This is a genomic window from Paenibacillus endophyticus (assembly GCF_014192395.1).
In the GTDB taxonomy this organism is placed as follows: Bacteria; Bacillota; Bacilli; order Paenibacillales; family Paenibacillaceae; genus Pristimantibacillus; species Pristimantibacillus endophyticus.
Genome location: NZ_JACHXW010000030.1, coordinates 72,380 through 86,511, shown reverse-complemented (window position 1 = coordinate 86,511; position 14,132 = coordinate 72,380). Strand labels below are relative to the sequence as shown.

The window sequence follows — 14,132 nt, the reverse complement described above, 5'->3', positions numbered from 1 at the left end:
AATGCCTTGTCGAATTTCTTCCGTTGTCCCATATGAACCCCTCCATGATTTATTATAGAGGTTTTCTTCGTGTCCATCTATTCGGGGCAAGGTCATATATCATGATAACGACTTGTCCGAACTGAGAAAAGGTTGTGCCTGTATCCAAAACAGTTAGTCCGTTCACACATATCGCGGAGGTAGCTGTAAATATGCATCAATTAAACCGATTGAAGTTCCGTTTACTGTAGAAATAGGGAGCATCAAAAGGAATGCGCCGATCCAAATTAAACCAAAAAAGACTAGTACGATTAACTGAGGTGGATTCATCTTATATTTTAGCCAATCTACGGTGGCTACAGATAACTTGGATAAACCAAGAAACGTTCGTGCTTGATTCATATTACTCATAGTCATCCTCCTGCAATTATGATATTACTTTAAAGGTAATATTGAATATGAGTACTTAAAGGAAGCTCGTTGTCGGTAATGCTAAGAAGTTTTTCATATTTTGTAAAGTGAATGATTAGTTCAAATAGATAAAATGATCAGCCAATTCTCACTGGCTGACCAAAGCGAATGTAGAGGCGGGAGTATTAACGCCGAATCGAACGTTTTTAAAATACTTCTATAATTAAAGATGTAAATTCTCCCTAAATGGTCTATCAGATTGTGCAGCAAAATGTTTTTCTGCTTTTTTAAAATTTATTCCTCTATTTTATAATTAAGTAAACCATAAAATATTATTTTACTTAGTTCCTCGAGCATTCGTGTATTGGTACTTACTTCTTTATAAATAGGTGTGAGCTTAATTTCCTTGAGAAGCCTAAAATAGACAAGTATAGTATTAGAAGACAAATCATGATCGATATAACCCTCGTTTTTCCCAGTCTCGATGAATCGCATTAATTCTGGTAAAACATCCTCAAACACATTTTCGACCATTATTTTCCACTCTTCGTCATTGGAAAGCAACTCTTCAAGAATTTCTTTATTCCATTTACCAGTCCACTCTTCACCGTCAAACATTAGTTTTTTTACTTTCACATGAAACGGCAGATCACTTTGCATGAGCTCAATTTGTCTTCGCCATTCTTCCTCTAAGAAGTAAATCATGACTGCTTTCACAAGCGCATCTTTAGTGCCAAAATAATTATAGATTGTTACAGGCGATACACGAGCCTTCTTTGCAATTTCAGCAAGGCTAACTTTCGCAATGCCGTGGCTAGCGAACAAATCAAGCGCGGCAAGTTGTATGGCTTTTCTTTTGTTTTCTGTACGCTGCCGGTATCCATTCATTCTACTCACCTCGTCTTAAGCATATCTTACGATTTGAATGATTACAACGGATTTTATTCAAAAACATGTTGATATTGTAGCTATTCAGCAATATTATGAATAGTATATATAAGTATAGTTCAAAACATACAAAGGAGTTGGTGCAGGATGATTCAACTCAATGAGCTAACGAAGACGTTTAAAAATGGTAGAGGCATATTTCAATTGAACTTTACAGTAAAGCGTGGGGAAGTTTTCGGTTTTTTGGGTCCAAATGGTGCAGGTAAGTCTACGACTATTCGTCATTTAATGGGATTCATTAAACCAGAAAGCGGAAACGCAGAAATTAATGGTCTTGATTGCTGGAGAGAGAGCGCAGATATTCAACATCAAGTTGGTTATTTGCCAGGGGAAATTGCTTTTCCAGAAGGAATGAACGGATACCAATTCCTAAAGCTGCTTGCTGGAATGAGGGGTATGAAGGATTATGATACATCACTTGATCTCCTAATCGAACGATTGCAGTTTGATGTCCATACTCCATTTCGCAAAATGTCGAAAGGCATGAAACAGAAGGTCGGAATTGTAGCGGCTTTCATGCACGCCCCCACGGTGCTTATTCTTGATGAGCCAACATCCGGACTTGATCCACTCATGCAAAATGTATTTATTGTGCTGGTAAAGGAGGCAAAGAACGCCGGAAAGACAGTGATCATGTCTTCACACAGCTTTGAGGAAATCAATCGAACCTGTGACCGAGCAGGAATAATAAAAGATGGTCGTATTATCGCAATTGAAGATGTGCAGCAGCTGCAATCGATGCAAAGAAAAATGATTGATCTCACCCTTGCTACGAAGCAGGATATCACTGTTATACGCGAATCAAATATAGAAATTGTTAATGAGGAGGGGCTAACAATAAAAATAGCTTTGCAAGGTAACTATGATGATTTCATTCAAACACTATCGAAGTGTAAAGTGAAAAATATGGATATTCATGCACAGAAGCTTGAAGACATTTTTATGCATTATTATAATCAAAAGGAGAGAATGGGATGAACAGAGCGCTATTCTTGTCCACAGTGCAGAGAACCTATAGACTGTTTGCAATATTTACTGCACTCATCTTATTTTATTTACTTGTTATTATGGGGATGTATACATCAAGTCTTGAAACTGATCCATTCGCAATGCTGCCCGAGGCTATGCGTAATGCGTTGGGGATAAGCGCTGGTCTACATGGAATGACAGGATTTATAGCGACAGGCTTTTACGGCGTTACTTTTGTTGTTTTTATGATTATTTTATGTATCATCGCTGCAAATCAATTAATGGCTAATTTAGTAGATCGGGGATCAATGGCCTATTTTCTTGCTACACCCATTTCTAGAAGAAAAATAGCACTAACACAAGCCGCTGTCCTGCTTTCAGGGCTATTCCTGCTTACATCAATTACAACAGTAGTGGGTTTAATTGTGGGCCCAATTCTAAATGATCAAGATGATTTCAACCGTATAGCATTTATTCAAATTAATGTAATGGGTTTTTTATTGTTTTTTGCTATTAGCGGCTATGCCTTCTTCTTTTCCACTCTATTCAACGAGTCTAAACAATCGCTTCTTTCTTCGGGAGCATTGTCAGTCGTATTCTACATGTTTCAATTGCTTTCAAATATGTCCAATGATCTGAAATGGCTAGGTCGATTTACTGTACTTACTTTCTTCAAACCTGCAGAAATAGCAGTTGGGAGTGCAAATCTTTTGCCAAGCATAATTGGTCTTGGTATGATTGGACTATTGTTTTATTGGGGTGCTATTTATGTATTTAAACGAAGAGATTTACCTTTGTAATCTGAGGTTTGTAGTAGGACAAGGAGATCATTCATGAAATGGATTGCAGAAATGCCCTATTATAAGGTGGGGCGTGAAATTATCGGCAATGAGCAAATAACGGTGGTAAATGAACGGTTCATTCAGCTGTATCCAGATAAAATCACAACCCGATATCATGAATTCCTTATCCGAGAGTTATTTGATATCTCATACCGACGTTTAGGCAGCGAAGAAGGCTTCCTCTATTTGCATACAAAGCATGGAATATTTTCTTATTCCATCAAAACGGACCCAACTGGCTTCATTAAAGTGGTTAAGGCAGCTATACACAAGATACAGGATCAGCACTAATCATCTAACAGCGTTTGAATACGTATAATTCTAACGTATTCTCGCGGCCCATAGGGTGTTATTGGATCAACAACGGGCTGGCGGGTTAGCGAAGAGTAAATGGTATAGCCTTTATCAATCGGAGAAAATTCTTGTTGAATAGTGTGTTGTTTATGTATGTGTGAATCCATTGCCCATGCAAGTCCAAAAAGAATAAGAAAAATAGTTAAACTGCTCCATGCTCTAACCCGATACAAGATACATCACTCCTTCATCCATAGTAATCTCCTCACATATGTATATTTATTCAATTGGGTGGTTTCTGTTTGACAGTGGTAGGTTTAGAAGATATAATTGGAAATGGTTTTGCAAACAAATAAATAATTAGTTTTATCGGAGGAGCCTGCCAACAGCGGGCTCTTTTTGCGTTTTTTTAGGGAATCGCGTGAAAATGAAGTATTTTTACTGAATATGGGAAATGCTTATTGAGTTAAGTCTAATGATTTGGAGGGTTGAAATGTCTTTCTTGCTGATCGCTGTTTTTTTACCATTTATTGGAGCCGCTGTTAGTCCGCTTTTGCAAAAACTGATTTCTCGTACGCACACGGGGTGGATTGTTCTAACGATTCCTGTATTATTATTCGCATTTTTTATGGGCCAAATTACATCTATACAAAATGGAAGCAGCATTTCAACAGCTATTCCTTGGATTCCATCGCTTGGTATTTCAATAGCCCTGTACTTGGATGGATTAAGCTTATTATTTTCTTTGCTTATAACGGGGATTGGAGCGTTGGTAGTCCTTTATTCCATATTTTATTTGGATAAAAAAAAGGAGGCTATCAACTCCTTTTATGTTTATTTGCTTTTATTTATGGGAGCTATGCTTGGCGTTGTGCTGTCCGATAATCTTATCGTCCTTTACGGGTTTTGGGAGCTCACAAGTATTTCTTCCTTTCTGCTGATTGCGTTCTGGCATCAGAGGGAGAAATCAAGATATGGCGCATTAAAATCGATGCTGATTACCGTATTTGGCGGCTTATCCATGTTGGCTGGTTTTGTCATGTTTTATGTGATGTCAGGCACGTTCAGTATCCGAGAAATATTAGGGAGTTTAGACATCGTTACGAATCATTCGTTATTTACTCCTGCCATGATACTCGTTCTGATTGGCGCATTTACAAAATCAGCGCAATTTCCTTTTCATATTTGGCTGCCGGATGCCATGGAGGCTCCAACCCCAGTAAGCGCCTATCTCCATTCTGCGACAATGGTTAAGGCAGGATTATATTTAGTTGCAAGGTTCAGTCCTGTATTTTCCGGGGAGACCGCTTGGTTCTGGCTTATATCATTTGTCGGACTGCTTACCATGATATACGGATCTTACCGGGCTATGAAGCAAACAGACCTAAAGGCATTGCTCGCGTTTTCCACCATTAGTCAGCTTGGCCTCATTATGAGCTTGCTGGGACTTGGATCGGCAGCAGCCTTCTACACAGGTGGAACGGATTCTCTTTTCTACACAAAAGCAACGATGGCGGCCATTTTTCATCTTATTAATCATGCTGTATTTAAAGGCGCTTTGTTTATGGTTGTTGGGATTGTTGACCATGGAACAGGAACCAGGGATATTCGGAAGCTTGGAGGCCTGATGTCCTTCATGCCGATTACTTTTTCAATTGCGCTTATCGGTACGTTTTCTATGGCTGGTTTACCTCCGTTTAACGGTTTTCTGAGTAAGGAAATGTTTTTTACTGCAGCTCTCAATATTAAAGAGATGGATATTATGGATTTGCAGTTTCTTCTTGTTCTTGTGCCGGTTATTGCATGGATCGCCAGTATATTCACATTTGTTTACAGTATGGTTCTATTATTCAAAACCTTTAGAGGACCTATACAGCTTGAGAAGCTTACAGATAAGCCGCATGAAGCACCCATGGGGATGCTGATATCGCCAGTTATATTTGCATCGTTAGCCATTGTGATTGGATTCTTCCCGAATTTGATCGCATATTCCTTAATTGAACCGGCTATGGCTGCTATCCATCCAAGCATGCTTCTGTCAGGAGAACGTTTTCTTGTCTCCATTCATTTCTGGCATGGCTGGACGACTGAAATTTATATGACAATTGGGGTTATTTTAATTGGAACTATCCTGTTCAAGCTGCATCATCGGTTGAAACTAATCAGTGAACCCATCGTTCGAAAAGTGACTTTAAACAACATGTATGATGGAGGGCTCTATTTACTAAACCGATTCTCAAAAGGGATAACGAATGGGTATATGACGGGGTCTATCCGCCATTACTTGATCTACATTTTTGTATTTCTTATCATTTCACTAAGTTATACCATGATGCAGTCGCAAAGCATGCAATTTGATTTCACTAATTTTGCGCCTACATCGATGTATGAAGCCATTATTATTGTCGTATTGGTTTTATCCGTTATTGCCATACCGTTCACAAAGTCAAGAATGATGGCTATTATTTTAACCGGAACTGCCGGGTATATGGTTACTTTGTTTTTTGTCATTTTCCATGCTCCGGACTTAGCTTTGACGCAGATGATCGTAGAAACGGTTTCTGTAACCTTGTTTCTGCTTTGCTTTTATCACTTGCCTAAATTAAGCAAAAAAATTGCACCTTTGCGTTTTAGGCTGTCTAATTTTGCGATAGCGGCTGGTGTCGGTACGGTCATGACACTAATTGCGCTAAGCGCGAGCGGAAACCGGTCGTTTGAATCCATATCTGATTTTTTCTTGAAGGAAAGCTATCATCTAGCTGGCGGCAAAAATGTAGTCAACGTGATCCTTGTCGATTTCCGCGGCTTTGACACCATGCTTGAAATCGTTGTGCTTGCGATTGCTTCCTTCGGCATTTATGCCATGATTAAGCTGAAACTGGACCCAGAGGGGGAAAAAATGACCCTTCCCAAAATGAGCAGCAGAGGAAAATATGCATTTCCCGTAATTAAAAGCAATGACGTCATCCTTCAGACGATTTCCAAAGTCGTTATTTTCATTATTTTGACGTTTTCGCTGTACTTGTTTTTTGCAGGCCACAATAATCCTGGCGGAGGATTCATAGGGGCGCTAATGGCTTCAGCTGCATTTGTTTTGCTCACCATGGCATTTGGAATCAAAACGATGCGAGAGGTTATACCCATCGACTTCAAGATATTAACGGCTGTCGGGCTCACCGTTGCGTTACTGACGGGGATAGGCTCTTTCTTTGTAAAAGCTCCGTTTCTCAGCCATTCATTCGGACACTTCATGCTGCCTATTCTAGGCGACACGGAGCTTGCAACGGCGATGCTATTTGATTTAGGGGTCTATTTAACGGTCATTGGCATCACAATGAACATTATTTTAACGATAGGGAGGGATGAGTAGCATGGAATTATATATGTCACTGGCAATAGGCGTTATTTTTACTGTCGGGGTATATCTCGTTCTGTCTAAAAGCCTTCTGCGCATTATTTTAGGCACATCTATTCTTACACATGGGGTTCATTTGCTCTTGCTTACGATGTCTAGGCTGAAGACGGGCGAAGCACCGCTTCTCGGGGAAAAAGCTGAGGCTTATGTCGACCCGCTGCCGCAGGCACTTATTCTAACCTCTATCGTCATTAGTTTCGGTGTAACCTCATTTTTTTTCGTGTTGGCCTATAAGGCTTACCAGAAGTTAGGAACGGATGATATGGAGCAATTAAGGGGGAAGGACGATGAATAACCTACTTGTTTTACCGCTTCTAATCCCTTTATGTACCGCTGTTTTTCTTTTATTTATCCATAAACAAATCGCTTGGCAGAGATGGATCAGCGCCATAAGTATCTTGCTTAACCTCATTGTTTCATCTGTTATTCTGTATCAAGTCAAAACAGATGGGATTCAAACGCTTTATATGGGGGGCTGGTTACCGCCTTATGGAATCGTTTTTGTTGCTGATATGCTGGCAGCATTACTAATCCTGACAACTTCAATAGTGGGGGCGGCATGTTTGTTTTTTGCCTTTGGAACAATGGGTAAGGAAAGGGAGAGCCATTACTTTTACCCGTTCTTTCAGTTTCTTCTGGTTGGTGTAATGGGCTCATTTCTTACAGGAGATTTGTTTAATCTGTTCGTATGCTTTGAGGTAATGCTTATCTCCTCCTACGCCTTAATCGTTCTAGGTGGAACGAAACGACAATTGCGGGAAACGTTAAAATATATTTTAATCAATATCCTATCCTCGACATTGTTTGTAGCAGCCGTTGCTTATTTATACGGCGTTGTCGGCACGTTGAATATGGCAGACCTTTCAGTTCGTATTGCGCAGGCAGGACAGGACGGCGTTTTGAATGTAATTGCCATCATGTTTCTTATCGTATTTTCGTTAAAGGCGGGGCTATTCTTGTTTTTCTGGCTTCCAGGATCTTACAGCGTTCCTCCTGCAGCCATATCGGCTTTGTTTGCCGCATTGCTCACGAAGGTCGGCCTATATGCGCTGATAAGAATGTTCACGCTCATCTTTTATCATGAACCGGCTGTCACGCATAGTTGGATGGCTTGGATGGCGGCAGCTACTATGATATTTGGCGCTTTCGGTGCAATAGCCTATTCAGATATATGGCGAATTTTAAATTATAATGTAGTGATAAGTGTAGGTTTTATAGCCGTGGGTTTATCGGTTGGCACGGAGGACGCGTTAAATGGAACTGTATTTTATTTGCTGCATGATATGGCGGCAAAAGCACTTCTGTTTATCGTGGGTGGCATGCTCGTGTATTTAGCCGGAACTAGTCGATTGACTGAAATGGGAGGACTCATAAAGCGTTATCCGCTTATGGGCTGGATGTTTTTTATTGCAACGCTTGCTATAGCTGGAATTCCGCCATTAAGCGGTTTTACAGGAAAACTTCTTATTATTAGAGGCAGTTTGCAGGAGGGTTATTATTTGCTAACAGCGATATCACTAGCTTCAAGTTTTATCGTGCTTTACTCGCTAATCAAACTGTTTATGGCCGTTTTCTGGGGAGAAGAAATGAAGAATGGCCATACATGGCCTAAAATCAACAAAGGATTCACGATTACGGCTGGCAGTTTGTGCTTACTCCTTATTGGTATGGGATTCGGCTCGGAGTGGGTGTATCGTTTTGTTTCGGAAGCAGGGAATACACTTAGCAGTCCAGCAACCTATATTGATGCAGTATTAAGGAGTAGATGAGATGGCCTTGCAAATCTTATTAAATTTGATCATAGCCGTCGTTTGGATGTTTCTGCATAATGACTGGTCATTTCCTAGGTTTACAATCGGCTACTTGGTTGGTGCTGTAAGTATTGGACTGCTTAGCCGTTTTTGGCCTCATGATTTTTATCTAAAGAGGGTATGGGCGGTTATAAAGCTGCTTATTTTGTTTGTGAAAGAATTATTTATCTCGAGCTTTGTTGTTATTGGACTCATTATTCGGCCAAAACTGTCTATTCGTCCTGGGATTGTAGCTTATCAGACCGAACTCCAAACAGACTGGGAGATTACCGTTCTCTCTTGTTTAATCTGTTTGACACCAGGCACGTTGACGTTAGACGTATCTAGAGACGGACGGACGCTGTATATTCATGCTATGGATATTAGTGATGCAGAGATGCTATCCCAGCAAATTAAAAGTTCCTTTGAAAAAGCGATTATGGAGGTGACCCGTTAATGTTGAATGCAATGCTGCTCGTCTCACTTGGTGTATTATCGCTAGCTATCTTAGGTTGCTTGTATCGACTGCTTTTGGGTCCCTCCGTACCGGATCGGATTGCCGCACTGGATACGATAGGCGTTATTTTATTATCGATGATAGCCGTTATCAGCATGCTGCTGAAAACAAAAACATATTTCGATATTATTTTGCTAATTGGCATTTTAACCTTTATCGGTACAACAGCTTTTGCAAGATATATAGAGAGGGGTGTAGTCATTGAGCATGGAGATGATAAGTAAGCTTGGAGAACTGCTCCTAGGATTGGTCATTTTGTTTGGTTCGCTTATTAGCGCGCTAAGTGCATTTGGCCTCATAAGGCTGCCAGATGTTTACTTAAGATCGCATGCAGCCACCAAAAGCGCGACGCTTGGCGTTTTGCTTATTTTAATCGGCACATTCCTCTATTTTATGTTTTACTTGGAGCATTCAAGCGCAAAGCTGCTACTTGGCATCGTATTTGTATTTATAACAGCGCCGGTAGCCGGTCATTTGAACGGAAGGGCTGCATATCGATCGGGTGTTGCATTATGGGAAGAAACCGTGCAGGATGATTTGAAGAATGCGCTGAAAAAAGAACAACGAAAGTAAGAACCCATTAGAAAAGAGGAGTCAGCAATGCATGAATTTAACGAAACCTTCATTCAATTATTGGTGCTTTTAGCAGTTTCAATATTTGTTATTGGCATTTCGAAGAAGTTGAATCAGCCCTACTCCATTGCTCTGGTCATCGTGGGTCTTCTTATGGGCGTTACGAATATTCCATTATTAGAGGAAGCAGAAGCATTTATTACACAGTCGCATGTATTTCAAGCCATAATTATTTCTTTGTTTTTACCTATTTTATTAGGGGATGCAACATTAAAGCTACCGTTTTCCCATCTTAAAGAGCAGAGTAAGCCAGTACTCGCTTTAGCCTTTGGCGGCACACTACTTTCATTCCTGATCATTGCATTCTCTGCTTATTACTTACTTGATCTTCCCTTGATTGTAGCGTTCACATTTGGCGCATTAATGAGCGCAACGGATCCGATAAGCGTCATTTCCATCTTTAAGTCATTGGGCGTACCGAAGTCGGTCGTTACCATTATTGAAGGCGAGTCTTTGCTAAATGACGGGATTGCCGTTGTCCTATTTCAAATATCGTCTTTGTATCTGCTCTCCTATATGGAACTCGGATGGCTAGGCCTTGGCAGCGGACTGCTGCTGTTTTTAAAATTCGCAATCGGCGGTATTCTAATTGGTACGGTATTAGGGTATCTATTCTCGCAGCTTATCCGATTTTACGATGATTACCCCCTTGAAATTGCATTCTCCATGCTATTATTTTTCGGAAGCTTCTTTATAGCCGAGCATTTTCATGTATCAGGCGTTATTGCGGTCGTAGTTGCTGGCTTGATTTTTGGGAACTATGGCGCGAAAATCGGTATGTCTGAGACAACAAAAGTAAATATAAATTCTTTTTGGGATGTCGTTACCTTAATCGCAAACTCCCTTATTTTCTTGATGATCGGTATTGAAATCAAAAATATTGACTTTACCGATAAATGGGTTATGATTGCCGCTGCTATCCTTATTGTACTTGCAGGAAGGACAATAGCCCTTTATACAAGCGTTCATTTTATAAAAGGATTTTCCCGCTCATGGAAAGCGGTCTTGAACTGGGGAGGGCTAAAGGGGAGTCTATCGATAGCACTCGCCCTCAGCTTGCCGCCTACTTTTGAAGGGAGAGACGATGTTCTTGTTCTAACATTTAGCGTTGTGCTTTTCTCTCTTCTTGTGCAGGGTTTGACCATTAAGCCACTCGTTATGAAGCTTGGATTAAGCGAGCAGCAGAAGGGAAAGTCTGTTTAAGACAAAGTTAACTGTTGCTAATCCATTCTTTTCAAGAATGAACGAAGCATGCCATTTAACAAAATGAGGTGCAAGACAAGACCAATTATAAATGAGCCGAAGGAAAGAAACGGTTTTTCTGAAACGGCTAATAAATAGCTTTTTGCAGGCCAATACGTCGGAATCCATGCTCCCACATACGACCACGGAAAGGGGGCGAAGGCAGCGATAATGGGACCTGCAAACAGTAAACCGCTAATTTTGGATAAAGCTAAGCCTTCTACCTTATTGGCAGCAAACGCAGCTAAAAATAGAGCCATGCAGAGAGCCTCTATCGTGAGCAGGATCACGAAATAGAGGCCTTCTATTTGAACCTCTGTAATGCCAGACCATAGAAAAAACAAGCTGGACAGTCCAATCGACAAAAGGACAGGCCCATATAACCGGTATATAAAATAACCTTTACGGGTTAGCGGGGTAATGGCATAATAGGCAATCATATTTTCATCGCGTTCATCAAGCATGAGCAGTCCGGCCATCGTACCGGAAAGAAGCGGTATCGTAAGCAGCAGAATGACAGCGATGAAATCGAAATAATCAATTACTGGAAACCCATAATGCTGCTCTACCCAGCCGGAAAGAGGAGGAATAATGAAACGCGCAAACACTATGAGTACTAATGGACCAAGCAAGCTAGCCATGAGCAGGGGATCCTTCCAAATTTGTCGAGCATCATTTTTCGTTAGTGCCAGAAGCTTCATCATGATCCTTCTCCTCTCCCCAGACCCATTAATAGGCTCCTTTTGAAGGAATACTGTGCCCAGTAGAAAACCACTGCATTGCCAATAGATAAAATGATGATTGCATAAATAGCCTCTCCGGTCGATAGCTGCCGCATCATCGATTTCAATAGTAGGAGAGAACCTTCCGTTGGGAAAATCAAGTACATGTACTTATTCCCTATACCAAGGAAATGGAGTAATGGCAATGCTAACGGCAGAGCATACAGCTGGGACAAGAGAATAAACCCGTTAACGGATTGCGTGCGTACGACTATCCCTATCGATAGTAAAGTGAATAAGCTGGAAGTCAGCATGACGCCAGTCGTAAATAAAAGGGGAGAAGAAGGTGTCCCTAATGCAAAAATATGGATAGCCCATGCCGATAATACAGAGATTAAAGACAAGGAAATCGCTTTAGCGATCAGGTATTCTCTTAAACGAAGCGGCGTTACAAATAGACTGTCATGTATGCCCTGATCCTTCTCCAGCAATACGATCCCACCGGCTAGAATTAATCCGAGCGCGCTCGGGTCAGAGAAGGTGAGCAGGAGGGCAGCAGTTTCTTTGTACTGGACAGGAATAAAGTGGAGCATGATCAGGTAGATCGAACAGACCAATAGATATACTAGGTAAAACCCATGCCGCCATTGGAAGCGAATATCGTATATGATCGTCATTAACATTCTCATTGCAACGATCTCCCAGTTATATCGATGAATATTTGTTCAAGCGTGGCTTCTAAGGAGTGTATGGTTTCAATCTGTTCATTTCGTAGGAGGTTTAGAAAGTATGGATTATCCGCCAGTCCGATCATGGAAAATTGCTCCGATAATTGTTCTTGCTGCTTCAAGTAGTCAACTCGTATCTTCTTTTGCCCATGGCGCAGCTTAAGCTCACGTGGGGAATCAATAAGCCTGATTTGACCATCGACTATGAAGGCGACACGATCACAAAGCTCCTCGGCTGCCACCATGTTATGTGTGGTGATGACGATGGTTGTTCCGGCGGCCTTTTTCTCTAAAATGAAGTCTTTCATATGTTTGGCATTGACGGGATCCAAGCCTGAAGTGGGCTCATCTAGAAATAAAATAGAAGGACGATGAAGCAAGGAACGGCAAAAATTCAGCCTCATTTTCATGCCTTTAGAAAGCTGGGACACCTTTAAATGGGCCGCATCCTCAAGTCCAACCTGCTTCAGTAAGCGCATTGGCTCCTCCGTACTACCGGCATAAAGGGACCGAAAGATATTTAAATTTTCAAGCGCAGTAAATTTGCTGTAAAAGTTAGGGAATTCAAATGCGACGCCAATGCTTTCATAATAATCGGGAGTGGTATTTCTCATTTCCTTTCCGAGAACTTGCACGCTTCCTGTATAATTTGTGAGAGCTCCGATAAGTATTTTTTGAGTCGTACTTTTTCCAGCGCCGGATGGCCCTAAAAATCCGAAAACTTCCCCTTGTGCAATAGAAAAGTTCAAACCGTGTAGAATAGTGTTTGTTGATCCTGGGTAGGCATATTTTAGCTGTTCAACATGAATAATCACCAATTGTCCTCCTTAATCTCTTTTAGAGACCATTCCGTCCGAGATTAAATCAAGTAAAAAGGATAGGGTGTCGGTATAAATATCGGCTCCAATTTCTTGCTTATGCAAAGTTAGCAGAACTAAAGATCTAATCATGCTGACAATTAACTCTGGACGGGTATGTACGAGAATGCCAGCTGCTTGCCAAGTGCGGATTACGGGCATTAATGCGTCGGTATCTTCCGAGAAATTTTGCTCCAACAGCTCAGCAGGAAGCTTCCGGACAAGCTGAGTAAATTCACCCTCCAGATACATCTGGCGTATTAAAGGACTTTCCCCTAATAGACGTATTGCGTCGAGTAAAAAACGCTGAATACCCTCTTTGGTTACTATGGCTGATTCGCTTACCAAGGCAAGAAGCTGATTACGTATACCGGCCTCCTCTTCAAGTAGGATATGATAAAAAAGCTCTTCTTTGGAGTCGAAGAACATATAAAAGGAGCCCTGCGCGATTCCAGAGGCTTTTGTTAAATCCTCTACGCTTGTTTTTCTAAGACCGAGTGATTCGAAACGCCGTTTGCCTTCTTCGATCAGTTTTTGGCGTATCCATTGTTTTTCTTTATCATTGAATTTCTTTGGCATTGAGAAATATCCTTTCTGTATTTGAATATATGAATAAATTTATTTTATATTCACAATAGATGCTGGAAGTATGTAAGTCAAGTGCTACATAAAAATTTGGACATTTCCGCTTTCGATTCTCCACAAGGTACCTTGAGTGGACCAACAAGTTCGAACTGCCGTCCGTTCAATCATATTTAGAATGTTATATTACAAGCTGAACTAAC

At 40.9% G+C, this 14,132-nt stretch carries 16 protein-coding genes; 10 read left to right on the top strand and 6 right to left on the bottom strand.

Translation table 11 applies throughout. The features are described 5' to 3' along the window. Nucleotides 1-162: 162 nt before the first annotated feature. Both FHS16_RS32545 and FHS16_RS29580 read right to left on the bottom strand, forming a co-directional pair. Nucleotides 163-390, bottom strand: a complete 228-nt coding sequence (locus FHS16_RS32545; protein ID WP_183571022.1) for a hypothetical protein — start codon at nt 388-390, stop codon at nt 163-165. A gap of 294 nt (nt 391-684) precedes the next feature. Beyond that, nucleotides 685-1,278 carry a TetR/AcrR family transcriptional regulator gene (locus FHS16_RS29580; RefSeq protein ID WP_183571020.1) on the bottom strand — a complete coding sequence of 198 codons (594 nt, stop codon included), beginning with the start codon at nt 1,276-1,278 and terminating at the stop codon, nt 685-687. Between the two features lie 147 nt (nt 1,279-1,425). Here FHS16_RS29580 and FHS16_RS29575 point away from each other — a divergent pair, with 147 nt between their 5' ends. The 10 genes from FHS16_RS29575 to FHS16_RS29530 all read left to right on the top strand — a co-directional run bounded on the left by FHS16_RS29575 (nt 1,426) and on the right by FHS16_RS29530 (nt 11,001). Next, nucleotides 1,426-2,316 carry an ABC transporter ATP-binding protein gene (locus FHS16_RS29575; RefSeq protein ID WP_183571018.1) on the top strand — a complete coding sequence of 297 codons (891 nt, stop codon included), beginning with the start codon at nt 1,426-1,428 and terminating at the stop codon, nt 2,314-2,316. Then, nucleotides 2,313-3,107 (top strand): ABC transporter permease subunit, encoded by a 795-nt coding sequence (locus FHS16_RS29570; RefSeq protein ID WP_183571016.1) that lies wholly within the window; start codon nt 2,313-2,315, stop codon nt 3,105-3,107. The genes FHS16_RS29575 and FHS16_RS29570 overlap by 4 nt, the downstream gene beginning before the upstream one ends. Before the next feature lie 33 nt (nt 3,108-3,140). Continuing rightward, complete coding sequence (locus FHS16_RS29565; protein ID WP_183571014.1) at nt 3,141-3,440, top strand: hypothetical protein; 300 nt, start codon at nt 3,141-3,143, stop codon at nt 3,438-3,440. A 496-nt stretch (nt 3,441-3,936) separates the two neighbouring features. Next, nucleotides 3,937-6,813: a Na+/H+ antiporter subunit A gene (locus FHS16_RS29560; RefSeq protein ID WP_183571012.1), complete on the top strand. Its 2,877-nt coding sequence runs from the start codon at nt 3,937-3,939 to the stop codon at nt 6,811-6,813. A gap of 1 nt (nt 6,814) precedes the next feature. Then, nucleotides 6,815-7,153, top strand: coding sequence for a Na(+)/H(+) antiporter subunit C (locus FHS16_RS29555; RefSeq protein WP_183571010.1), 339 nt, complete (start codon nt 6,815-6,817; stop codon nt 7,151-7,153). After that, complete coding sequence (locus FHS16_RS29550) at nt 7,146-8,627, top strand: Na+/H+ antiporter subunit D (RefSeq protein WP_183571008.1); 1,482 nt, start codon at nt 7,146-7,148, stop codon at nt 8,625-8,627. Before FHS16_RS29555 ends, FHS16_RS29550 begins: the two co-directional genes overlap by 8 nt. A 1-nt stretch (nt 8,628) precedes the next feature. Then, nucleotides 8,629-9,105: a Na+/H+ antiporter subunit E gene (locus FHS16_RS29545; protein WP_183571007.1), complete on the top strand. Its 477-nt coding sequence runs from the start codon at nt 8,629-8,631 to the stop codon at nt 9,103-9,105. After that, a complete protein-coding gene (locus FHS16_RS29540) occupies nt 9,105-9,389 on the top strand; it encodes a Na(+)/H(+) antiporter subunit F1 (RefSeq protein ID WP_183571005.1) in 285 nt (94 codons plus the stop codon). Before FHS16_RS29545 ends, FHS16_RS29540 begins: the two co-directional genes overlap by 1 nt. Then, the gene (mnhG, locus tag FHS16_RS29535) at nt 9,373-9,738 is read left to right on the top strand and encodes a monovalent cation/H(+) antiporter subunit G (RefSeq protein WP_246432042.1); all 366 of its coding nucleotides are present in this window, start codon (nt 9,373-9,375) and stop codon (nt 9,736-9,738) included. The genes FHS16_RS29540 and mnhG overlap by 17 nt, the downstream gene beginning before the upstream one ends. A 27-nt stretch (nt 9,739-9,765) precedes the next feature. Next, nucleotides 9,766-11,001: a cation:proton antiporter gene (locus tag FHS16_RS29530; protein WP_183571003.1), complete on the top strand. Its 1,236-nt coding sequence runs from the start codon at nt 9,766-9,768 to the stop codon at nt 10,999-11,001. Between the two features lie 17 nt (nt 11,002-11,018). Here the strand turns inward: FHS16_RS29530 and FHS16_RS29525 are convergent, their stop codons facing one another. From FHS16_RS29525 to FHS16_RS29510, 4 genes are read right to left on the bottom strand one after another with little or no spacing between them, the layout of a single operon-like run. Further along, on the bottom strand, nt 11,019-11,744 hold the full coding sequence (locus FHS16_RS29525; RefSeq protein ID WP_246432036.1) for an Rv2686c family ABC transporter permease subunit: 726 nt from the start codon (nt 11,742-11,744) through the stop codon (nt 11,019-11,021). Further along, nucleotides 11,741-12,451 carry a fluoroquinolone export ABC transporter permease subunit gene (locus tag FHS16_RS29520; RefSeq protein ID WP_183571001.1) on the bottom strand — a complete coding sequence of 237 codons (711 nt, stop codon included), beginning with the start codon at nt 12,449-12,451 and terminating at the stop codon, nt 11,741-11,743. Before FHS16_RS29520 ends, FHS16_RS29525 begins: the two co-directional genes overlap by 4 nt. Next, complete coding sequence (locus tag FHS16_RS29515; RefSeq protein ID WP_183571038.1) at nt 12,448-13,302, bottom strand: ABC transporter ATP-binding protein; 855 nt, start codon at nt 13,300-13,302, stop codon at nt 12,448-12,450. Before FHS16_RS29515 ends, FHS16_RS29520 begins: the two co-directional genes overlap by 4 nt. A gap of 15 nt (nt 13,303-13,317) precedes the next feature. After that, nucleotides 13,318-13,926 carry a TetR/AcrR family transcriptional regulator gene (locus FHS16_RS29510; protein ID WP_183570999.1) on the bottom strand — a complete coding sequence of 203 codons (609 nt, stop codon included), beginning with the start codon at nt 13,924-13,926 and terminating at the stop codon, nt 13,318-13,320. Between the last annotated feature and the right edge of the window lie 206 nt (nt 13,927-14,132).